The sequence below is a fragment of the Micromonospora sp. NPDC048930 genome (assembly GCF_043197935.1).
Lineage (GTDB): Bacteria > Actinomycetota > Actinomycetes > Mycobacteriales > Micromonosporaceae > Micromonospora.
In genome coordinates this window covers 253,755-274,404 of sequence record NZ_JBICUB010000001.1, presented here as the reverse complement: position 1 = coordinate 274,404, position 20,650 = coordinate 253,755, and the positions used below count along the sequence as shown (strand labels likewise).

Sequence of the window (20,650 nt, the reverse complement as noted above, 5' to 3'; positions counted from 1 at the left end):
GCCGGGGACGACCGTCCCCGGCCCGCGCTCCGTCAGCTGGGTCAGTCCTCGGCCTCCGGGCCGGCCACCTCGACGCCGTCGCCGGCCCGCACCACGTGGATGCACTCGCCCGGGCACTCCTTCGCCGAGTCGATCACCTCGAGGCGCAGGTGCTCCGGCACGTCCACCCGGGCGCCCGCGGCCTGCCGCAACTCGCCGTCCGGGCCCTTGACGTACGCCAGGCCGTCGATGTCGAACTCGAAGATCTCGGGCGCGTACTGCACACACAGCCCGTCGCCGGTGCAGAGATCCTGGTCGACCCAGACCTGAAGCTGGTCCGTCGCGACGTCGGTCACGAAGCACCCCCCATGTTCTCCCGTCCCACGCCCCGACGGTACCCGAACGCCCGTACCCGCCCGTCGACCAGCCCTTGGCGATCAAGCTTCGGTGACGAGGGCGTTGCGTGGGACCGAATCGGGCTCATAGCGGCTAGTGTTAGCTCAGAACGTTCAAGCCCCCGGGGAGGTGGGACGTGGCACGCAGCGACGACGCGGACTCGCGCGCCGCACGGTGGGAGAAGGAGGCCCACGATCTCTCCACGCAGGTCGCCTTCCTTCAAGAGGAACTCGCCCTGGTGCGGCGCAAGTTGACCGAAAGCCCCCGACACGTCCGGCAGCTCGAGGAGCGGCTGGCGGCCACCCAGGCCCAGTTGGCGCGGCTGACCGAGAACAACGAACGGCTCGTGAGCACCCTCAAGGAGGCTCGCGCGCAGATCGTGACGCTCAAGGAGGAGATCGACCGCCTCGCGCAACCGCCGAGTGGCTACGGCGTCTTCCTGGCGAAATACGACGACGGCACGGTGGACGTCTTCACCGGCGGGCGCAAGCTCCGCGTGGCCGTCTCGCCCTCGCTGGAGGTCGACGAGCTGCGCCGCGGTCAGGAGGTCCTGCTCAACGACGCGCTCAACATCGTCGACGCGCTCGGCTACGAGCGGGTCGGCGAGGTGGTCATGCTCAAGGAGGTGCTCGCCGGCCCCGGCGGCGCCCCGGGCGACCGCGCGCTGGTCGTCTCCCACTCCGACGAGGAGCGCATCGTGCACCTCGCCGAGACCCTCATCGGCACCCCGATAAGGGCCGGCGACTCGCTCATGATCGAGCCCCGCTCGGCGTACGCGTACGAGCGGATCCCGAAGAGCGAGGTCGAGGAACTGGTCCTGGAGGAGGTGCCCGACGTCGACTACGAGGACATCGGTGGCCTCCAGGCGCAGATCGAGCAGATCCGTGACGCGGTGGAACTGCCCTTCCTGCACGCCGACCTGTTCCGCGAGCACCAGCTCCGGCCGCCGAAGGGCATCCTGCTCTACGGCCCGCCCGGCTGCGGCAAGACGCTGATCGCCAAGGCGGTGGCCAACTCCCTCGCCAAGAAGATCGCCGAACGGCGGGGCGAGGAGAAGCACACCAGCTTCTTCCTCAACATCAAGGGCCCCGAGCTGCTCAACAAGTACGTCGGTGAGACCGAGCGGCACATCCGGCTGATCTTCCAGCGCGCCCGGGAGAAGGCCGGCGAGGGTACCCCGGTGATCGTGTTCTTCGACGAGATGGACTCCGTCTTCCGCACCCGCGGCTCCGGCGTCTCCTCGGACGTGGAGAACACCATCGTCCCGCAGCTGCTCAGCGAGATCGACGGTGTCGAGGGCCTGGAGAACGTCATCGTCATCGGCGCCTCCAACCGGGAGGACATGATCGACCCGGCGATCCTGCGCCCCGGCCGGCTCGACGTGAAGATCAAGATCGAGCGGCCGGACGCCGAGGCGGCCAAGGACATCTTCTCCAAGTACATCCTCGCGGGCCTGCCGCTGCACGCGGACGACCTGGCCGAGCACGGCGGCGACCCTCAGGCCACCGTGGCGGCGATGATCGACGCGGTCGTCCTGCGGATGTACTCGGAGACCGAGGAGAACCGCTTCCTCGAGGTCACCTACGCCAACGGCGACAAGGAAGTCCTCTACTTCAAGGACTTCAACTCCGGCGCGATGATCCAGAACATCGTCGACCGGGGCAAGAAGATGGCCATCAAGGAGTTCCTCACCTCCGGACGCAAGGGCCTGCGCCTGCAGCACCTCCTCGACGCCTGCGTCGACGAGTTCCGCGAGAACGAGGACCTGCCCAACACCACCAACCCCGACGACTGGGCGCGCATCTCCGGCAAGAAGGGCGAGCGGATCGTCTACATCCGCACGCTCGTCTCCGGCGGCAAGGGCGCCGAGGCCGGCCGGTCCATCGAGACCGCCAGCAACACCGGCCAGTACCTGTAGTCCGACGGCACGACGGAGGCCCGTGGCGCACCGCGCCGCGGGCCTCCGCGCGTAACCCGGCCGGCCCGCGCGTGACCCGCCACACCGTACGCCCCGCGCCGCCGCGCCCCCTTCTCGCGTGACGACGACTACGCTCGACGTGACGGGGGACCGGGACGGGCGAGCGGAGCGGGCAGGTCGATGAGCGTAAGACGGATCATGGGCACCGAGGTCGAGTACGGCATCTCCGTGCCCGGCCAGGCCGGGGCCAACCCGATGGTCACCTCCTCCCAGGTGGTCAACGCCTACGGGGCGCGGCCCGAACTCAACCGCGGCGGCCGGGCCCGCTGGGACTACGAGGAGGAGTCGCCGCTGCGCGACGCCCGCGGCTTCACCTACTCCGGCGCCGCGTACGACCCGGCCGAGGCGCTCGCCGACGAGGACCTCGGGCTGGCCAACGTCATACTCACCAACGGCGCGCGGCTCTACGTCGACCATGCCCACCCCGAATACTCCACTCCCGAGGTGACCAACCCCCTCGACGTGGTGCGCTGGGACAAGGCGGGGGAGCGGGTGATGGCCGAGGCGGCCCGGCGGGCCGCCACCATCCCGGGCACCCACCCGATCCACCTCTACAAGAACAACACCGACAACAAGGGCGCCAGCTACGGCGCCCACGAGAACTACCTGATGCGGCGGCAGACCCCGTTCGCCGACATCGTGGCGTACCTGACGCCGTTCTTCGTCACCCGGCAGGTGGTCTGCGGCGCCGGCCGTGTCGGGATCGGCCAGGACGGCGGCCAGAGCGGCTTCCAGATCTCCCAGCGGGCCGACTTCTTCGAGGTCGAGGTGGGGCTGGAGACCACCCTCAAGCGGCCCATCATCAACACCCGGGATGAGCCGCACGCGGACGCCGACAAGTACCGCCGGCTGCACGTCATCATCGGCGACGCCAACCTGTCGGAGATCTCCACGTACCTCAAGGTCGGCACCACCGCGCTGATCCTCACCATGATCGAGGAGAAGGCCCTCGGCTCCGACCTGGGCATCGCCGACCCGGTCAGCGAGCTGCGCGCGGTCAGCCACGACCCGTCGCTCAAGCACCTCATGCGGCTGCGCGACGGGCGCAGGCTCACCGCCCTGGACGTGCAGTGGGCCTACCTCGAACGGGTCCGGTCCTTCGTGGACGACCGGTACGGCGACGACGTGGACGAGCAGACCGCGGACGTGCTCGACCGGTGGGAGAGCGTGCTCGACCGGCTCGGCCGGGACGCCTTCCTCTGCGCCGACGAGCTGGACTGGGTGGCCAAGCTGCGGCTGCTGGAGGGCTACCGGGAGCGGGAGAAGCTCGGCTGGGGCTCGCACAAGCTCCAACTGGTCGACCTGCAGTATTCCGACGTGCGGCCGGAGAAGGGCCTCTACCACCGGCTGGTGCAGCGCGGCTCGATGAAGACCCTGCTCACCGACGAGCAGACCCGCAGCGCGATGACCGAGCCGCCGGAGGACACCCGGGCCTACTTCCGGGGCCGCTGCCTCGCGCAGTACGCCTCCGAGGTGGTCGCCGCCAGCTGGGACTCGGTCATCTTCGACGTGGGCCGCGAGTCGCTGGTCCGGGTGCCGATGATGGAACCCGAGCGGGGCACCCGCAAGCACGTCGGGCAGCTCTTCGACCGCTGTGCGAGCGCGAAGGACCTGCTGGAGATGCTGACCGGCGGCTGAGCGACCCGCCGCGTACCGAGAAGCCCGTCGCGCGCCGAGGAACCCGGCGCGCGACGGGCGTTTCGTCGCCTGGGCGAGGTAAGTTGATCGCAGGCGATCGTGGAGGAGGCACCACCATGGCGACGCAAGAGGGCGGGCAGACCCAGGCCGGCAAGTCGCACGAGGAGGTCGAGGAGGTCACCGCGCAGGCCAACCCGGAGGTTGCCGAGCGGCACGCCGAGATCACCGAGGACGTCGACGACCTGCTCGACGAGATCGACTCCGTCCTGGAGGAGAACGCAGAAGAGTTCGTCCGGGGCTATGTCCAGAAAGGCGGACAATGACGGTTGTGTCCGATTTGCCGCGAGGCGTCGGACAGGGCCCCGGTTCGATTCGGTCCGTCGCGGCCGGCGATCTGCCGCCACACTCGGCACCGTCCGGACGGTCCGGCCTTCCAAGGTGAGACCTGCGCGGCCGCGCGCTCGGAAGAGGGTTGCTGTTCAGGTCTCCACGGCCTGACGGACGAGGAGTTCCGGGACGGCGACCCCGATCCGGAACATGTGGACCACGATCATCGCACCGGCTGGGTGCGCGGGATACTCTGCTTCAACTGCAACGGTGGTCTTGGCCAGTTCCGGGACAGCCCGGTGAGGCTGGCCAGGGCGATCACGTACCTGAGAGGAACCACGTGGCAGCGGGTTTTGATCCATCCGGGCGTCTACCAGATGTGTTCACCAACGCGGGGACGTCCTCCTTCACAGCGTTCCTGAGCAAGGTGGCCCCCGAGATGCTCCCCGGCCGACGGCCGCTGCCGCCCGGCATGGCCGCCGACATGGCGCCGCACGCGACGACCATCGTGGCCATCTCGGCCGCCGGTGGCGTGGTGATGGCCGGCGACCGGCGCGCCACGATGGGCAACCTGATCGCCCAGCGGGACATCGAGAAGGTGCACCCGGCCGACGCGTACTCGCTGGTCGGCATCGCGGGCACCGCGGGCATCGGCATCGAGCTGATGCGACTGTTCCAGGTGGAGCTGGAGCACTACGAGAAGATCGAGGGCGCGATGCTCTCGCTCGACGGCAAGGCCAACCGGCTGGCCTCGATGATCCGGGGCAACCTGGGCGCGGCCATGCAGGGCCTCGCGGTGATCCCGCTCTTCGCCGGGTTCGACCTGGCGGCGAGCGACCCGGCGCGGGCCGGGCGGATCTTCAGCTTCGACGTCACCGGTGGCCCGTACGAGGAGACCGGTTACGACGCGATCGGCTCCGGCTCGCTGTTCGCGAAGTCGGCGCTGAAGAAGCGGTTCCGGGCGGGCCTGTCGATCGACGACGCGGTGCGGCTGGCCGTCGAGGCGCTGTACGACGCGGCCGACGACGACACCGCGACCGGCGGTCCGGACCTGACCCGCCGGATCTACCCGGTGGTGATGACCGCGACGGCGGAGGGCACCCACCGGCTCACCGACGCCGAGACGGCGGCCATCGCGGAGGGCGTGGTGGCCGGCCGGATGGAGAATCCCGGCGGCTGAGCCCGCGCCCACCTGACCCGTCCGCAGTCCCCAGCACCGCTCCCGAAGGAGAACCGCCGCCGTGGCCATGCAGTTCTACGCCTCGCCCGAGCAGATCATGCGCGACCGCTCCGAGCTGGCCCGCAAGGGCATCGCCCGGGGCCGTAGCGCGGTGGTCCTGAGCTACGAGGGCGGGGTGCTCTTCGTCGCGGAGAACCTCTCCAGCACCCTGCACAAGGTCAGCGAGATCTACGACCGGATCGGCTTCGCCGCGGTGGGCCGGTACAACGAGTTCGAGAACCTGCGCCGCGCCGGGGTGCGGATGGCCGACCTGAACGGCCTGAGCTACGACCGGCGGGACGTGACCGGTCTCGGCCTGGCCAACGCGTTCGCGCAGACGCTGGGCGCGATCTTCACCGAGCAGTCGAAGCCGTTCGAGGTGGAGATCTGCGTGGCCGAGGTGGGCGCGACGTCGGACGACGACTCGCTCTACCGGCTGACCTACGACGGGTCGGTCAACGACGAGCCGGGCCGGATGGCGATGGGCGGTCAGGCCGAGGCGATCACCGGAGTGCTGAAGAACGAGCACCGGCCGGACATGTCGCTGTCGGAGGCGGTCCGTGCCGCGGTGAAGGCGCTGAGCAGTGTCGGCGGCGAGGGCGGCGCGGCCCGGACCATCGCCGCCAACCAGCTGGAGGTGGCGGTCCTGGACCGCCGCCGGGTGGGGCGGACGTTCCGCCGCATCACCGGGGCGGCCCTGACGGCGCTGCTGGACGGCGAGGTGGCCGCGGACACCGCGCCGGCGCCGGGCCGGGCGAAGACCCCGACGGTGCCGACCGAGGAGGCCGGCAAGCCGACCACGTCGGCCGGCTCGGCGGACCTGGAGGGCCAGCAGCAGGAGGAGGAGCAGCCCGGCGAGTGACGCCGCCCGCCCGGCCGCCCCTGGCGGTTGGGCGCAGGGGCGCATCCCCGAGGTGGCGGTGTCCGGCGCCCGCTGACACCGCCACCGCCCCGAGTTCGCGTCGCGCACCCCGGTCCGGCGGTGCCGGCGTGCTCAGCGCGGCTGCTTGAGCGGCGCCCACCAGGCGCGGTTCTCCCGGTACCACTCGACGGTGGCGGCGAGCCCCTTGTCGAGGTCGACGGTGGGGGACCAGCCCAGTTCGCGGTGGGTGGTGGTGCAGTCCAGCGCGTACCGCCGGTCGTGGCCCTTGCGGTCGGCGACCGGCCGGACGCGGTTCCAGCCGGCGTCGCAGGCCGCCAGCAGCCGGCCGGTGAGTTCCCGGTTGGTCAGGGCGGTGCCGCCGCCGAGGTGGTAGATGCCGCCGGCGCGGCCCCGGGTCTGGGCCAGCGCGATGCCGTGGCAGTGGTCGTCGACGTGCAGCCAGTCGCGGACGTTGCCGCCGTCGCCGTAGAGCGGCACGTCGTGGCCGTCGAGCAGGTTGGTGACGAACAGGGGGACGATCTTCTCGGGGTACTGGTACGGCCCGTAGGTGTTGGCGCCGCGGGTGACCACGACGTCGAGGCCGTGGGTGCGGTGCTGGGCGAGGGCGAGCAGGTCGCTGGCGGCCTTGCTGGCCGAGTACGGGGAGCTGGGGGCCAGCGGGGCCTGTTCGGTCCAGGTGCCGGTGTCGATGGAGCCGTACACCTCGTCGGTGGAGACCTGGACGTACCGGCGGACGCCGTGGCGGTGGGCGGCGTCGAGCAGGTTCTGGGTGCCGACCACGTTGGTGGTGACGAAGTCCGCGGCGCCGGCGATGGAGCGGTCGACGTGGGATTCGGCGGCGAAGTGCACGACCACGTCGTGCCCGGCGACGCAGGTGTCGACCAGGGCGGCGTCGCGGACGTCCCCGCGGACGATCCGCAGCCGGGGGTCGGCGCGCACGGCGTCGAGGGCGCCCTCGGTGCCGGCGTACGTGTAGGCGTCGAGCACGGTGACCGCGTCCACCCGCAGGTCCGGCTCGGCGCCGGTGAGCAGCCGCCGGACGTACGCCGACCCGATGAAGCCGGCGCCGCCGGTGATCAGGATCCTCACGGTGGCCGACCGTACCGGGTGCGGGAGGTGCGCGCGGTGGGATGCCCGGACCGCTCGCGCGGGACGCCGGCGAGACCACCGGGTTGAGCGCTGCCCATCCGGTGCCTCGGGCGGCTAATGTCACATCATGGAGCGGCGAATCTTCGGCCTCGAGACCGAGTACGGCGTCACCTGCACCTATCGCGGGCAGCGCCGACTGTCCCCCGACGAGGTCGCGCGGTACCTGTTCCGGCGGGTGGTGTCGTGGGGCCGGTCGAGCAATGTGTTCCTGCGCAACGGAGCCCGCCTCTACCTGGACGTGGGCTCGCACCCGGAGTACGCGACGCCGGAGTGCGACTCGGTGACCGACCTGGTCGCGCACGACCGGGCGGGGGAGCGGATCCTGGAAGGGCTGCTCGTCGACGCGGAGAAGCGGCTGCACGACGAGGGCATCGCGGGCGAGATCTACCTGTTCAAGAACAACACGGACTCGGCCGGCAACTCGTACGGCTGCCACGAGAACTACCTGGTGTCCCGGCACGGCGAGTTCGGCCGGCTGGCGGACGTGCTGATCCCGTTCCTGGTGACCCGGCAGTTGATCTGCGGCGCGGGGAAGGTGCTTCAGACGCCACGGGGGGCGGTCTACTGCCTGTCGCAGCGGGCCGAGCACATCTGGGAGGGCGTCTCCTCGGCGACCACCCGGAGCCGGCCGATCATCAACACCCGGGACGAGCCGCACGCGGACGCGGAGCGGTACCGCCGGCTGCACGTGATCGTCGGCGACTCGAACATGAACGAGGTCACCACGCTGCTGAAGGTCGGCACCGCCGACATCGTGCTGCGGATGATCGAGGCCGGGGTGGTGATGCGGGACCTGACGCTGGAGAACCCGATCCGGGCGATCCGCGAGGTGTCGCACGACATCACCGGGCGGCGCAAGGTCCGGCTGGCCTCCGGCAAGGAGGTCTCCGCGCTGGAGATCCAGCAGGAGTACCTCGCCAAGGCGACGGAGTTCGTGGAGCGCCGGGGCGGGGACCAGACCGCGAAGCGGGTGGTGGACCTGTGGGCCCGGGTGCTGCGGGCGGTGGAGACCGGCGACCTGGACCCGGTGGCCCGCGAGATCGACTGGGTGACGAAGCTGAAGCTGATCGAGCGGTACCAGCGCAAGCACGACCTGCCGCTGTCGCACCCGCGGGTGGCGCAGATGGACCTGGCGTACCACGACCTGCGGCGCGGCCGGGGCCTGTACGGGCTGCTGGAGCGGCGGGGCGAGGTGGACCGGGTGGCGACCGACCCGGAGATCTTCGAGGCGAAGGAGACGCCGCCGCAGACCACCCGGGCACGGCTGCGCGGCGAGTTCATCCGGCACGCGCAGGAGAAGCGGCGGGACTTCACCGTCGACTGGGTGCACCTGAAGCTGAACGACCAGGCGCAGCGCACGGTGCTGTGCAAGGACCCCTTCCGGGCGTACGACGAGCGGGTGGAGCGGCTGATCGCCAGCATGTGACCGCGGGGCGGCCGGTGCCCGTCGCCGGCCGCCCACCCACCGGTACGCTGGCGTCGCGATGAACACTTCCGAACCCTCCGACCGCGACCGCGGCGGGCGACCGGGCCGCGACTCCGGCACCGAGAAGCTCAACTGGATCGACCGGCGCCGGGAGAAGATCCGCGCCGAGATCGAGCGGAACCGCCGCGGCGAGTACACGGTGCCGACCTGGGTGCTGGCGGCGGCGCTGGTCATCATCGTGGGCGCCTGGCTGGCGTTGATCTTCCTGGCCGGCTGAGCGGCCCCAGGAGGGCGAGGTGGCGGTGTCCCCAGGCGCCGGGCGCCGCCACGTGGCGTGGATCAGGGAACCGCGGCCGGTCAGCGGGTGAGGGCGGCCGCGTGCCGGCCGGCGGCGGCCGCCGCCAGGAAGTAGGCGTGGTCGGCGTCCAGCCCCCGTCCCATCGTGGACAGCCCCACCGGGCTGGCCCGCAGCGCCGCGTCCAGGCCGTCGGTGGGCACGGTGACGATCCGGTGCCGGTCGGCGAGCGGCGCCAGCGCCGCGGCCACCTCGGCGGCGAGCGCCGGGTCGAGGCCGTCCGGCACGACCAGCTCCGCCGGGGCGAGGGCCACCCGGCCGTACGCGGTGAGGCTGTGGTGGGAGACGCCCCGGTGCCGGGGGCGGGGGTCGGCGGCGGAGATGCGCAGTGAGCCGACGGCCCGCCCGCCCAGCGTGGCGACCGCGTTGACCGCCTCGCCGACCGCCACCCCGGAGAAGCCCCAGCGGGTGCCGGTGCCGAGGTTGCCGGGCCCCTGGGCGACGATCGCGACGTCGGCGCCGAGCACGTGCCGGGCGGCGAGCAGCCCGCTGTGCAGGGTGCTGGCCTCCAGGTCGCCGCCGAACGCCTGGCCGACGCTGACGGTGCCGGCGAGGTGGCCGGCGAGCCCGGCGAGGGTACGGGAGAACCAGGCGGGCAACGCCCCGCCGTCGGTGAGCAGGTACGCCACCCGGGCGTGCGGGGCGTCGGCGTGGACGCCGGCGAGGATGGCCGGGAGCGCGGAGTGCAGGTCGGCGGTGACCACCGGCATCCCGTCCAGGCTCTCCGCCGCGGCCAGCAGCTCGTGGTGCGGGGACGCCTCCTCGTCCACCCCGAGCAGGATCGGTTGCAGCGGGGTGTAGCGGGCCTTGACCAGGTGGCCGGCGTCGCGGGTGTCGACGGCCTGCGGCGGGTCGGCGGGGAGCCGGTCGGGCAGGGCGACCACCAGGGCGTACCCGCCGGTGCCGAGGCCCATCAGCAGGGCGCCGGCGTTGAGCAGCACCCGGTCGCCGGGCCGCGGGTCGCCGACCAGCGCCGGGTACGCCAGGGCGCGCATCCGGCCGCCGTCGGGGAGGTCGACGTCGAGTTCCCTCGCGCCGGCCCACCGCCGCCGTACCGCCGTCACCGTCCCCGACCGCCATCGCACCATGTCCGGCACGCTATCGGCCGGCCACGCGGGGGAACGCGGCCGGGTCGGCCGGTGCCCCGGGCCCCGGCCGTGGGCGCACGGGTCAGGGCGGGCCGGGGACGCCGCCGGGTCCGCCCAGCCGGTCCTCGTCCTCCTGGGTTCGCCGCGTCCCCTGGCCGGCGGCGCCGGGCATCGACCGGGTGGGGTCGAGGAAGACGTACCCGATCTCGGGGAACTGCTCGGTGAGCCGGCGCTCGGCCTCGTCGGCCGCGGCCTCGATGTCGGACCCGGAGGCGTCGTCGTCGAAGTCGACCTTGGCGGCGACCAGGATGTCCTCCGGGCCGAGGAACATGGTCAGCAGCGTGTCGACCCGGTCGACGTGCGGTATGCCGACCAGCTCGTGCTCGATCCGCCGGTGCACCCGGTCCGACACCGCCCGGCCGACCAGCAGCGAGATGTTGCTCCGGGCCAGGATGCCGGCGACCACCAGCAGGAGCACGCCGATCAGGATCGAGGCGACGCCGTCGTACAGCTCCTCGCCGGTGAGCTCGGACAGCCCGAGGCCGACGGCGGCGATCAACAGGCCGATCAGGGCGGCGGTGTCCTCCAGGAAGACCGCCTTGACCGTGGTGTCGGCGGTCAGCCGCAGGTAGCGGCTGGTGGTGGCGCGCCAGCGGTCGGCTTCCCGGCGGACCTGCTGGTAGGCCCGGCCCAGCGACACCGACTCGACGGCGAAGGAGATCCCGAGCACGATGTACGAGGCCAGGTAGTTGCCGGTGTGCTCGTGCACCAGGATCGTGGTGACGCCGTGGGTGATGGCGAACCCGGCGCCGACGACGAAGGTGAACAGCGCGGCGAGGAACGCCCAGACGTAGCTCTCCTTGCCGTACCCGAACGGGTGGTGCCGGTCGGCGGGCCGCGCCCCCCGCCGCAGCGCCAGGTAGAGCAGCACCTCGGTGGTGGTGTCGGCGACCGAGTGGGCAGCCTCGGAGAGCATCGCCGCCGAGCCGGAGATCAGGCCGGCGACCAGCTTGGCGACCGCGATGGCGAGGTTCGCCGCGCCGGCCACCACGACGGTGGCGACGCTCTCGCGCTTGGCTGCGGCTTCCGACATGGGCTCACCCTATGGCCGGTGCCGGCGGCCCGCCCGGCGACCGCTTTCCCCGCGCCGCGCCAGCGCGGGTGCACGCCCACGCCGCGCGGGCTGCTAGCGTTCAGGCGTGTCGCGGACCCGTACCGAACGCCTGGTCAACCTGGTGATCTGTCTGCTCTCCACGCGACGGTTCCTCACCGCCGCGCAGATCGCCGCGACCGTGCCCGGTTACGAGCACGATCCGGACGACGCCAAGGACCACGAGGCGTTCCAGCGCAAGTTCGAACGGGACAAGGCGGAGCTGCGCGAACTCGGGGTGCCCCTGGAGACCGGCACGGCCAGCGTCTTCGACGCCGAGCCCGGCTACCGGATCGCCCACCGCGAGTACGCGCTGCCCGACATCCCCCTGGAGCCGGACGAGGCCGCCGCGGTGGGCATCGCCGCCCGGCTGTGGCAGCACGCCGGCCTGGCGGCCGCCGCCTCCTCCGGGCTGGCCAAGCTGCGCGCCGCCGGCATCGACGTGGACCCGCAGGCCACCCTGGGCCTGGAGCCGATGGTCACGGTCGACCCGGCGTTCGCGCCGCTGACCGCCGCCGCCCGGGACCGCCGGGAGGTCAACTTCGACTATCGGGTGCCGGACCGGGACGCCCCGACCCGCCGCCGACTCCAGCCCTGGGGCGTGGTCTGCTGGCGCGGTCGGTGGTACGTGGTCGGGCATGACCTGGACCGGGCGGCCACCCGCTGCTTCCGGCTCTCCCGGGTGGTGGGCACGGTCCAGGCGACCGGCCAGCCGGGGGCGTACGAGCCGCCCGCCGGGGTGGACCTGATCAGCCACGTCGCCCGCTGGTCCGGGCCGGTGGAACGGACCGGGCGGGCCACCGTGCTGGTCGCCCCGGGGCGGGCCGCCGGGCTGCGCCGGTGGGCGGTGGAGTGCACCTCCGGCCCGGACGGGGACCGCCTGGTCCTGCCGTACGCGGACGCGGACTTCCTGGCCGGCCAGCTCACCGGGTACGGCCCGGACGTGCGCGTGCTGGACCCGCCGGAGGTGCGGGAGGCCGTGATCCAGCGGTTGAAGGAGATCGTCGCCCGGCACGACGAGCTGGCAGTGACCGGGGGTGCCCGGTGACCCGTCCGGCGGCCCGTGGCGGCCGCGCCTCGGCGGACCGGCTGGCCCGGCTGCTCAACCTGGTGCCCTACCTGCTCGCCCGCCCCGGCATCGAGATCGCCGAGGCGGCGCAGGACCTGGGGGTGACCGAGAAGCAGCTCCGCGAGGACCTCGAGCTGCTCTGGGTGTGCGGGCTGCCCGGCTACGGGCCGGGTGACCTGATCGACATGGCGTTCGACGGCGACCGGGTGACCATCACCTACGACGCCGGCATCGACCGGCCGCTGCGGCTCACCCCGGACGAGGCGCTCGCCCTGGTGGTGGCGCTGCGGATGCTGGCCGAGACCCCCGGGGTGGCCAACCGGGAGGCCGTCGAGCGGGCCCTCGCCAAGATCGAGAGCGCGGCGGGTGACCTGGCCGGCGCCCCGGTGGAGGTCCGGCTGCCCGGCGACACCGCCCGGGCACGGGAGCTGCGTGCCGCCGTGGAGCGCGGGCGGGCGCTGCGGATCACCTACTACACGGCCGCGCGGGATGAGACCACCGAGCGGACCATCGACCCGCTGCGCATGCTGATGGTCGGCGGCCGGGCGTACGTGGAGGCGTGGTGCCGCCGGGCCGAGGCCGTGCGGCTGTTCCGGGCCGACCGGATCGACGCGGTCACCGAGCTGGCCGAGGCGGCCGTGGTGCCGCCGCAGGCCCGCCCGCACGACCTCAGCGACGGGGTGTTCCGTCCCTCGCCCGACCTGCCGCTGATCACCCTGCGGATCGGCCGGGGCGAGCGGTGGATCACCGAGTACTACCCGTGCGAGCGGGTCGAGGCCGACGGCGAGCAGTGGCTGGTGTCGCTGCGGGTCACCGACCTGGGCTGGGCCCGCCGGTTCGTACTCGGCCTCGGCTCGGACGTGACCGTGCTGGCCCCGGCCGAGCTGGCCGAGCAGGTCCGCGCCCAGGCGGTCGCCGCGCTGGACGCGTACGCGTCGCCGGCCGAGCGCGCCGACCCGGCGGTGTCCGGCATCACCCAGTAGGCTGACCGCCGTGGTGACGTGGATCGTGGTCGGGGTCGTGCTGTTCGCCGTCGTCGTGCTGGCCCTGGCGGTCCGCCCGGTGCTGGCGCGGCTGCCCCGGCTGCGTCGGGCGGCGCTGGCCCTGCAGCGGCGCCAGGCGGACGCGGAGGCGCTGCGGTCCGCGGCCGAGGTGCTCCAGGAGCGCGCCGTGGCGCTGCAGGAGCGGGTCACCGTCGCGCAGGAACGGACCGCGTTGATCAAGGCCAGGCGCGGAAAGTGATCGACGGCGGTCGGTCTGTTGCGCGCTAGCTGCGCGTTCCGCGCCGGGTTCGCGCACGATCGCGCCCGCTTGGGTGGTTGACGGGACACTTCGGGTTGGTCGAGACTTCACCGACCGGGCCCGCACCGAGGGGCCCGGCGGGGTGGCAAGCCTCTTCGGCGCACGTACGATGGGCTGCGACCACCCCTCAACACACCTGAGCGACTGGAGCTTCCCATGGGTGCCCTCAAGCCGTGGCACATCGCCGTACTCGTGGTCGTGCTGATCCTGCTCTTCGGCGCGAAGCGGCTCCCCGACGCGGCCCGTTCGCTGGGCCGCTCGCTGCGGATCATCAAGGCCGAGACCAAGAGCCTGCACGACGACGACCGCGACCTGGCCGAGAAGGCCGACGCGCAGGCCGGCTACCAGCCGCTCCCGCCGCAGGCCGCCCAGCCGCAGCAGCCGGTCGCCCCGCCGGTCGACCCGGTGCAGCGCGTCCGCGAGAACTGATCCGAAAGGGCCCCCACCACCGTGGCCTTCGGGTTGAAGAAGCGCGGCCCGAGCGACTTCGAACGGGCCGCGGACGGCTCGATGACGCTCATGGAGCACATCCGTGAGCTGCGCAACCGGCTGTTCCGCGCCTCGCTGGCGATCCTGGTCGGCTTCGGGTTCGGCGTCTGGCTCTCCGGGCCGGTGCTGCACCTGTTGCAGAAGCCGTACTGCGACCTGCCCAAGGCGCGGCTGGTCAACGGCGAATGCAACTTCGTCCAGCTCGGCCCGGCCGACCTGTTCCTGTTGCAGATGAAGGTCGCCCTCTGGGTCGGCCTGATCATCGCGGCGCCGGTCTGGCTGTACCAGCTCTGGGCGTTCATCGCGCCGGGCCTGCACCGGCACGAGCGGCGGTACGCGTACTTCTTCACCGCCCTGGCGGCGCCGTTGTTCGCCGGCGGGGCGGTGCTGGCGTACTTCGTCACGTCCAAGGGCCTGGAGTTCCTGCTCAACGTCTCCGGCGGCGGGGACATCACCACCACGCTCGACATCACCCGCTACATCTCGTTCGTCACGAACCTGATCCTGCTGTTCGGGGTGGCGTTCGAGTTCCCGCTGGTCGTGCTGATGCTCAACTTCGTCGGCCTGGCCAGCGCGAAACGGCTGCTCGGCTGGTGGCGGGTGGCGATCTTCGTGTTCTTCGCCTTCTCTGCCGTGGTCACCCCGACGCCCGACCCGTTCGGCATGACCGCGCTGGCGATCTGCCTCTCCGCGCTCTACTTCGGCGCGGTGACGGTGGCCTTCCTCAACGACAAGCGGCGGGGGCGGGGCCGGGAGATCTACGCGGACGTCGCCGACGACGAGGTGTCGCCGCTGGACCTCTCCGTCGAGCCGGTCGAGGCCGCCGGGCGGGTCGAGGCGACCGCGCCGATCGGGGCGCCGCAGCCGATCGACGCACCGGCGCCGATCGACCGCCGCTACGACGACATGACCTGACGGTCACCGCGTCGACCCGGAACGCCGTCCCCCGGTCCGCGGGGGGCGGCGTTCCCGCGTACCGGGGGTCACCCCGGCGCGCGCAGGCGGTCCAGCGGCGCGGGGTCCGGGTCGAGGGCGCTGGCGAGGTCAACCCGACTCCCGGGTCTCCCGGACGGACCCGGACGGCGGCATACTGGCGGCCGTGATCGACAACCCCGCGCCGAGCCGCCCCGACCTCGCCTCCGCGCTGCGCTTCCTGACCGAACTGGTCGCCTGGGTCGCCACCCCGTGGGCGCTCGCCCCGCACTCCGTCGTCCTCGCCGTCGCGTCGGTGGTGGTGCTGATCGGCCTGCCCACCGTGTTCGCCACGCCCGGCGACAAGCGACAGGTGCTCGTGCCGGTCCCCGGGGTGGTGACCATCGGCCTGGTGCTGCTGCAACTGGTCGCCGCGGTGGTCTCGGCCTGGGCGGCCTGGCCCCGGCCGGCCGCGGTGCTGGTGACCGTGCTGGCCCTGGCCGCGCTGGTCACCGAGCTGCCGCGCTGGCGCCGGCTCGCCCCGCTCGGCAGCGACGGCCAGCCGGTCCGCCCGACCGCCTGACCGCCGGCTCAGGCCACCCGGCGGATCCGATCCGTCGGCGGGGCCGGCACCGCGTCGGGATGCAGGATCGCCGCGACCGCCTCGGCCCCGTCGACCAGGCGCGGACCGGCCCGCACGATCAGCCCGTCCGCGTCGACCGCCCACACCTGGGCGTCGGGGAAGTGCCCGGCCACCTCGGCCGCCTGCGCGGCGGCCCCGTCCAGGTCGAAGCCGCACGGGGTGACCAGCACGACCTCCGGCCGGGCCGCCCGCAGGGCGGCCCAGGTGGTCGCCGTGGAGCGGGCCCCGGGACTGGCGGCCACCGGGCCGCCGCCGGCGGCCCGGACCAGGTCCGGGATCCAGTGCCCGGCGCCGAACGGCGGGTCGATCCACTCGACCACCGCGACCCGCCGCCGGGGCCGGCCCGCCACCGCCGCGCTGACCGCCGCGAGCCGCGCCCGCAGACCGTCCACCAGGGCCTCCGCCCGATCCGGTACGCGGGCCGCCGCGCCCACCTCGAGGATCGTGCCCAGCACGTCGTCGAGGGTGTACGGGTCGAGCGACAGCACGTCGGCCCGGCAGCCCAGGTGCTCCACCGCGTCCGCCACCCGCCCGGCGGGCAGCGCGCAGACCCGGCAGAGGTCCTGGGTGAGGATCAGGTCCGGGTCCAGGCCGGCGAGCGCCCCGGCGTGCAGGGTGTAGAGGTCCGTCCCGGCGGCGAGCTGCCCCTTGACGTAGGCGTCGATCTCGCCCGGGCGCATGCCCCGGGTGTCCCGGCCGCCCACCACCACGGTGACCCCCGCCCGGTACGCGGCCGGCACCTCGCACTCGAAGGTGACCCCGACCAGGTCGTCCCCGAGACCCAGGGCGTAGACGATCTCGGTGGCGGAGGGGAGCAGGGAGACCAGGCGCATCCCGCCATCCTGCCGGCCACCGACGGATCCGGCGCACCGCCCCCGCAGTTCCGTCGATCCGAACGTCCCCGCCCGGGCCCGGCGATAGTCTGGGGCGGCGCGGGGCCCGTCCGTCGTCGCAGCCCACGGGTCGTCACGCGGTGCGACGTCCCGCTCCCGGGAGGCGTGTACGTGTCCGATCCGATCGAGGCGTTCTTCGCGCAGCTCGCCCGTACGGCTCCGGAACGGCTGCTGCGCCGCGCCGCCGGCACGATCCGGTTCGAGCTGACCGGAGCCGGTGGGATGGACGTCTGGCACCTGACGATCGCCGAAGGCCAGGTGGCGGTGACCCGCGCCGAGCGGGAGGCCGACACGGTGATCCGCACCGACCGCGAGTTCTTCCTCCGGATGGCCCGGGGCGAGGCCAAACCGCTCGCCGCCTGGCTGCGCAACGACATCACCACGGAGGGACGGTTCCGCTTCGTGGTGCTGCTGGAGCGGCTCTTCCCGCCGCCACCGGGGGCGCGTCACCCGCGGGCGCTCGACGCCGGGCGGGGGGAGCCAGGATGAGGCCGGACCTGGTGCGCGTCCTGGACGGCAACATCTTCGTCCTCAGCGAACCCAACGGCGACATCGAGGCGACGGTCGTCAACCCGTGCGGCTTCTTCGACTTCGACACCCGTTTCCTGTCCCGGTGGCGGCTCAGCCTCGACGGCGAGCGGCTGAACCCGCTCTCCATCGCCGAGCGGGACCACGTCCTGCTGCGCTTCTTCCTGGTGCCGGGCGCGCCGACCCACTACGTGGATGCCAAGTCGTCGGTGATCCGGGAACGCACCATCACCGGCGGCTTCTTCGAGGAGCGGCTCACCGTGTTCAACCACAACCAGCAGGCGGCGGAGTTCATCGTACGGCTCGACGTGGCGAGCGACTTCGCCCCGATCCTGAGCGTGGGCGAGGTACGGACCGCGCCGGGCCGGATCTACCACCGGGTCGAGGATGGCGGCCTGCGGCTCGGATACCGGCGCGAGCGGTTCCAGCGGGAGACGGTGATCTCGACCAGCGAGCCGGCACAGGTGGACGAGCACGGCCTCACGTACGCCCTCCGGTTGGCCCCGAAAGAGAGCTGGACGACCACCCTGCGGGTGCAGGCGCTGGTGCTGCGCCCGGACGGGCGGGACGTGCGGGAGATGCTGGAGCGACGGCCCCGCCGCAGCGCCGCCGACCGGCGGCGGGACCTCACCGCGTGGCTGGACCGGGCACCGACCCTGAGCTGCGAGTGGGCGCCGGTCACCAGCACCTACCGGCGCAGCCTCGTGGACCTCGCGGCGCTGCGCTACTCGCCGCTGACCCTGCCCGACGACGTGATGCCCGCCGCCGGCCTGCCGTGGTCGGCCACCATCACCGGCCGGGACAGCATCCTCACCTGCTTCGAGGCGTTGCCGGTGGCCCCGGATCTGGCCGCCTCGACCCTGCGGATGCTCGGCATCGACCAGGGCGCGGTGCTCGACGACTTCCGGGACGAGGAGCCCGGAAAGATTCTGCGCGAGTTCCGCTACGGCGAGATGGTGGCCTTCGAGGAGCGCCCGGAGTCCCCCTACTACGGCACCGCCGACGCCACCCCGCTGTACGTGATCCTGCTCGACGAGTACGAGCGGTGGACCGGCGACGCGGAGCTGGTCCGGGAGTTCGAGGACGAGGCCCGGGCGGCGCTGCGCTGGATCGACGAGTACGGCGACCTCCTCGGCGACGGCTACGTCCGGTACCGGCGGCGCAACGGGCTGACCGGGGTGGAGAACCAGGGCTGGAAGGACACGCCGGAGGCGATCTGCCATGCCGACGGCCGGTTGCCCGGCCCGCCGCTGGCCACCTGCGAGCTGCAGGGGTACGCGTACGACGCGAAGCGGCGCGGGGCGCGGCTGGCCCGCGAGTTCTGGGGCGACCCGGCGTACGCCGAGCGGCTGGAGCAGGAGGCCGCCGCGCTGCGCGAGCGGTTCGACCGCGACTTCTGGATCGCCGACCGGGGTTACTACGCCCTCGCGCTGGACGGCGACGGCCGGCAGGTCGACGCCCTCGCCTCCAACATGGGCCACCTGCTGTGGAGCGGCATCGTCCCGGACGAGCGGGCGGGCCGGGTGGTGGAGCAGCTGATGGGTCCCCGGCTCTTCTCCGGCTGGGGTGTGCGGACGTTCGCCGAGGGACAGGACCGGTACAACCCGATCGGCTACCACCTCGGCGCGGTGTGGCCGTTCGACAACGCGCTGATCGCCTGGGGCCTGCGCCGGTACGGCTTCGCCGAGGAGGCCGGGCGGATCGCCGAGGGCATCGTCGAAGCGGCCAGCTACTTCGACGGCCGGCAGCCGGAGGCGTTCGCCGGCTATCCGCGCGAGCTGACCCACTACCCGGTGCGGTACCCCACCGCCAACAGTCCACAGGCGTTGGCGACCGGGGCGCCGTTCCTGCTGCTGCGGGCCCTGCTCGGGCTGGAGCCGGCCGGGGAGCACCTGCTCATGTCGCCCAAGGTGCCGGCCCGCTTCGGCCGACTGGAGCTGCTCGACGTGCCGGGACGGTGGGGCCGGATCGACGTGATCAGCAGCGGACTGAGCCGGGTCGGCGCCTGACTCGGCCCCACCTGCCCCGCCGGGGGCGCGGGTGGGCCGGTGAGCCGGGCCACCCGGCGTCCCGCCGGGGTGGCGAGCCCGTCGGCACGGGTCTAGCGTTCCGCGCCGGGGCGGTTCGCCCCGTCGGCCGAGAACCCTCACCGGGAGGACACCGTCCCATGCGCGCCACCGTGATCCACGGCCCGAACGACATCCGGGTCGAGGAGGTGCCGGACGCCGCCGTCCGCACCACCACCGACGCCGTCGTCCGCGTCCTGCTCGCCTGCATCTGCGGCAGCGACCTGTGGGCGTACCGGGGCGTGGCGCAGCGCCAGCCGGGGCAGCGGATCGGCCACGAGTTCCTCGGCGTCGTCGAGGCCGTCGGCGGCGAGGTCGGCTCGGTACGGGTGGGCGACCTGGTGGTGGCCCCGTTCGTCTGGTCCGACGGCGTCTGCGACTTCTGCCGGGAGGGGCTGCACACCTCCTGCCCGCACGGCGGTTTCTGGGGCACGCCGGGCTCCGACGGGGGCCAGGGCGAGGCCGTCCGTGTGCCGTACGCCGACGGCACCCTGGTCAAGCTGCCCGCCGAGGCGGCCGGTGACCAGCGGCTGCTCACCGCCCTGCTGGCGCTCTCCGACGTGATGTCCACCGGCCACCACGCGGCCCTGGCCGCCCGGGTCCGGCCCGGCGCCACCGTCGCGGTCGTCGGCGACGGCGCGGTGGGCCTCTGCGGGGTGCTCGCCGCGCGGCGGCTCGGCGCCGAGCGGATCATCGCCCTCGGCCGGCACACCGCGCGCACCGACATCGCCCGCTCCTTCGGCGCCACCGACGTGGTCGCCGAGCGGGGCGAGGCGGCGGTCGCCGCGGTCCGGGAGCTGACCGGGGGGCAGGGCGCGCACGCCGTGCTGGAGGCGGTCGGCACCGAGGAGTCGATGCGGACCGCGATCTCCATCGCCCGCGACGGGGGCGCGGTCGGCTACGTGGGCGTGCCGCACGGCGGCAGCGCCGGCGTCGACATCCGCCAGATGTTCAACCGCAACATCGCCCTCGGCGGCGGCGTCGCGCCGGCCCGGGCGTACATCCCGGAGCTGCTCGCGGACGTCCTCGCCGGCACCATCGACCCGTCGCCGGTCTTCGACAGCTCGGTGACCCTGGACGGGGTGCCGGACGGCTACCGGGCGATGGACGAGCGCACCGCGCTCAAGGTGCGGATCACGTTCTGACCACCGGCCGGGCCC

22 protein-coding genes are annotated in these 20,650 nt (G+C 73.1%); 17 read left to right on the top strand and 5 right to left on the bottom strand.

What is annotated here, in order from left to right; all coding sequences use genetic code 11:
- Positions 1 to 41: 41 nt before the first annotated feature.
- Positions 42 to 335 carry a ferredoxin gene (locus ACGFI9_RS01370; protein WP_393173632.1) on the bottom strand — a complete coding sequence of 98 codons (294 nt, stop codon included), beginning with the start codon at positions 333 to 335 and terminating at the stop codon, positions 42 to 44.
- Between the two features lie 176 nt (positions 336 to 511).
- Between ACGFI9_RS01370 and arc the strand changes: the two genes are divergently transcribed.
- The 6 genes from arc to prcA all read left to right on the top strand — a co-directional run bounded on the left by arc (position 512) and on the right by prcA (position 6,399).
- Entirely contained in the window at positions 512 to 2,293 is a 1,782-nt protein-coding gene (gene arc / locus ACGFI9_RS01365; protein ID WP_393173630.1) for a proteasome ATPase, read from the top strand.
- A gap of 180 nt (positions 2,294 to 2,473) precedes the next feature.
- Complete coding sequence (gene dop / locus ACGFI9_RS01360; protein WP_393173628.1) at positions 2,474 to 3,991, top strand: depupylase/deamidase Dop; 1,518 nt, start codon at positions 2,474 to 2,476, stop codon at positions 3,989 to 3,991.
- Positions 3,992 to 4,107: 116 nt separating this feature from the next.
- Positions 4,108 to 4,314, top strand: a complete 207-nt coding sequence (locus ACGFI9_RS01355) for a ubiquitin-like protein Pup (protein ID WP_393173626.1) — start codon at positions 4,108 to 4,110, stop codon at positions 4,312 to 4,314.
- A 216-nt stretch (positions 4,315 to 4,530) separates the two neighbouring features.
- Complete coding sequence (locus tag ACGFI9_RS01350; protein ID WP_393173624.1) at positions 4,531 to 4,740, top strand: endonuclease VII domain-containing protein; 210 nt, start codon at positions 4,531 to 4,533, stop codon at positions 4,738 to 4,740.
- The gene (gene prcB, locus ACGFI9_RS01345) at positions 4,659 to 5,498 is read left to right on the top strand and encodes a proteasome subunit beta (RefSeq protein ID WP_393173622.1); all 840 of its coding nucleotides are present in this window, start codon (positions 4,659 to 4,661) and stop codon (positions 5,496 to 5,498) included. The genes ACGFI9_RS01350 and prcB overlap by 82 nt, the downstream gene beginning before the upstream one ends.
- Before the next feature lie 61 nt (positions 5,499 to 5,559).
- Complete coding sequence (gene prcA, locus ACGFI9_RS01340) at positions 5,560 to 6,399, top strand: proteasome subunit alpha (RefSeq protein ID WP_393173620.1); 840 nt, start codon at positions 5,560 to 5,562, stop codon at positions 6,397 to 6,399.
- Positions 6,400 to 6,531: 132 nt separating this feature from the next.
- Here the strand turns inward: prcA and rfbB are convergent, their stop codons facing one another.
- A complete protein-coding gene (gene rfbB / locus ACGFI9_RS01335) occupies positions 6,532 to 7,509 on the bottom strand; it encodes a dTDP-glucose 4,6-dehydratase (RefSeq protein WP_393173618.1) in 978 nt (325 codons plus the stop codon).
- Between the two features lie 127 nt (positions 7,510 to 7,636).
- On the opposite strand from rfbB, the gene pafA reads away from it, so the two are divergent.
- Positions 7,637 to 8,995, top strand: coding sequence for a Pup--protein ligase (pafA, locus tag ACGFI9_RS01330; protein WP_302764030.1), 1,359 nt, complete (start codon positions 7,637 to 7,639; stop codon positions 8,993 to 8,995).
- 58 nt (positions 8,996 to 9,053) lie between these two features.
- The gene (locus tag ACGFI9_RS01325; protein ID WP_393173616.1) at positions 9,054 to 9,272 is read left to right on the top strand and encodes a hypothetical protein; all 219 of its coding nucleotides are present in this window, start codon (positions 9,054 to 9,056) and stop codon (positions 9,270 to 9,272) included.
- Positions 9,273 to 9,352: 80 nt separating this feature from the next.
- Here ACGFI9_RS01325 and ACGFI9_RS01320 read toward each other — a convergent pair whose 3' ends face one another.
- On the bottom strand, positions 9,353 to 10,438 hold the full coding sequence (locus tag ACGFI9_RS01320; protein WP_393173614.1) for a DUF3866 family protein: 1,086 nt from the start codon (positions 10,436 to 10,438) through the stop codon (positions 9,353 to 9,355).
- Between the two features lie 82 nt (positions 10,439 to 10,520).
- Positions 10,521 to 11,531 carry a cation diffusion facilitator family transporter gene (locus tag ACGFI9_RS01315; protein ID WP_393173612.1) on the bottom strand — a complete coding sequence of 337 codons (1,011 nt, stop codon included), beginning with the start codon at positions 11,529 to 11,531 and terminating at the stop codon, positions 10,521 to 10,523.
- Between the two features lie 106 nt (positions 11,532 to 11,637).
- Between ACGFI9_RS01315 and ACGFI9_RS01310 the strand changes: the two genes are divergently transcribed.
- The 6 genes from ACGFI9_RS01310 to ACGFI9_RS01285 all read left to right on the top strand — a co-directional run bounded on the left by ACGFI9_RS01310 (position 11,638) and on the right by ACGFI9_RS01285 (position 15,943).
- On the top strand, positions 11,638 to 12,636 hold the full coding sequence (locus ACGFI9_RS01310; protein ID WP_393173610.1) for a helix-turn-helix transcriptional regulator: 999 nt from the start codon (positions 11,638 to 11,640) through the stop codon (positions 12,634 to 12,636).
- Entirely contained in the window at positions 12,633 to 13,640 is a 1,008-nt protein-coding gene (locus ACGFI9_RS01305) for a helix-turn-helix transcriptional regulator (RefSeq protein ID WP_393173608.1), read from the top strand. Before ACGFI9_RS01310 ends, ACGFI9_RS01305 begins: the two co-directional genes overlap by 4 nt.
- Before the next feature lie 10 nt (positions 13,641 to 13,650).
- The gene (locus ACGFI9_RS01300) at positions 13,651 to 13,899 is read left to right on the top strand and encodes a hypothetical protein (RefSeq protein ID WP_393173606.1); all 249 of its coding nucleotides are present in this window, start codon (positions 13,651 to 13,653) and stop codon (positions 13,897 to 13,899) included.
- A gap of 216 nt (positions 13,900 to 14,115) precedes the next feature.
- Positions 14,116 to 14,388: a Sec-independent protein translocase subunit TatA gene (gene tatA, locus ACGFI9_RS01295; protein WP_393173603.1), complete on the top strand. Its 273-nt coding sequence runs from the start codon at positions 14,116 to 14,118 to the stop codon at positions 14,386 to 14,388.
- Positions 14,389 to 14,409: 21 nt separating this feature from the next.
- Positions 14,410 to 15,363, top strand: a complete 954-nt coding sequence (gene tatC / locus ACGFI9_RS01290; protein ID WP_393173601.1) for a twin-arginine translocase subunit TatC — start codon at positions 14,410 to 14,412, stop codon at positions 15,361 to 15,363.
- A 184-nt stretch (positions 15,364 to 15,547) separates the two neighbouring features.
- Positions 15,548 to 15,943 (top strand): hypothetical protein, encoded by a 396-nt coding sequence (locus tag ACGFI9_RS01285; RefSeq protein ID WP_393173599.1) that lies wholly within the window; start codon positions 15,548 to 15,550, stop codon positions 15,941 to 15,943.
- An 8-nt stretch (positions 15,944 to 15,951) separates the two neighbouring features.
- On the opposite strand, the gene ACGFI9_RS01280 is transcribed toward ACGFI9_RS01285, so the two are convergent.
- Positions 15,952 to 16,836, bottom strand: coding sequence for an ABC transporter substrate-binding protein (locus ACGFI9_RS01280; RefSeq protein WP_393173597.1), 885 nt, complete (start codon positions 16,834 to 16,836; stop codon positions 15,952 to 15,954).
- A gap of 171 nt (positions 16,837 to 17,007) precedes the next feature.
- Between ACGFI9_RS01280 and ACGFI9_RS01275 the strand changes: the two genes are divergently transcribed.
- The 3 genes from ACGFI9_RS01275 (at position 17,008) to ACGFI9_RS01265 (ending at position 20,635) form a co-directional block, all read left to right on the top strand.
- Positions 17,008 to 17,385 (top strand): SCP2 sterol-binding domain-containing protein, encoded by a 378-nt coding sequence (locus ACGFI9_RS01275; RefSeq protein ID WP_393173594.1) that lies wholly within the window; start codon positions 17,008 to 17,010, stop codon positions 17,383 to 17,385.
- Complete coding sequence (locus ACGFI9_RS01270; RefSeq protein ID WP_393173592.1) at positions 17,382 to 19,433, top strand: glycogen debranching N-terminal domain-containing protein; 2,052 nt, start codon at positions 17,382 to 17,384, stop codon at positions 19,431 to 19,433. The genes ACGFI9_RS01275 and ACGFI9_RS01270 overlap by 4 nt, the downstream gene beginning before the upstream one ends.
- A 158-nt stretch (positions 19,434 to 19,591) precedes the next feature.
- Positions 19,592 to 20,635: a zinc-dependent alcohol dehydrogenase family protein gene (locus ACGFI9_RS01265; protein ID WP_393173590.1), complete on the top strand. Its 1,044-nt coding sequence runs from the start codon at positions 19,592 to 19,594 to the stop codon at positions 20,633 to 20,635.
- Positions 20,636 to 20,650 lie beyond the last annotated feature (15 nt).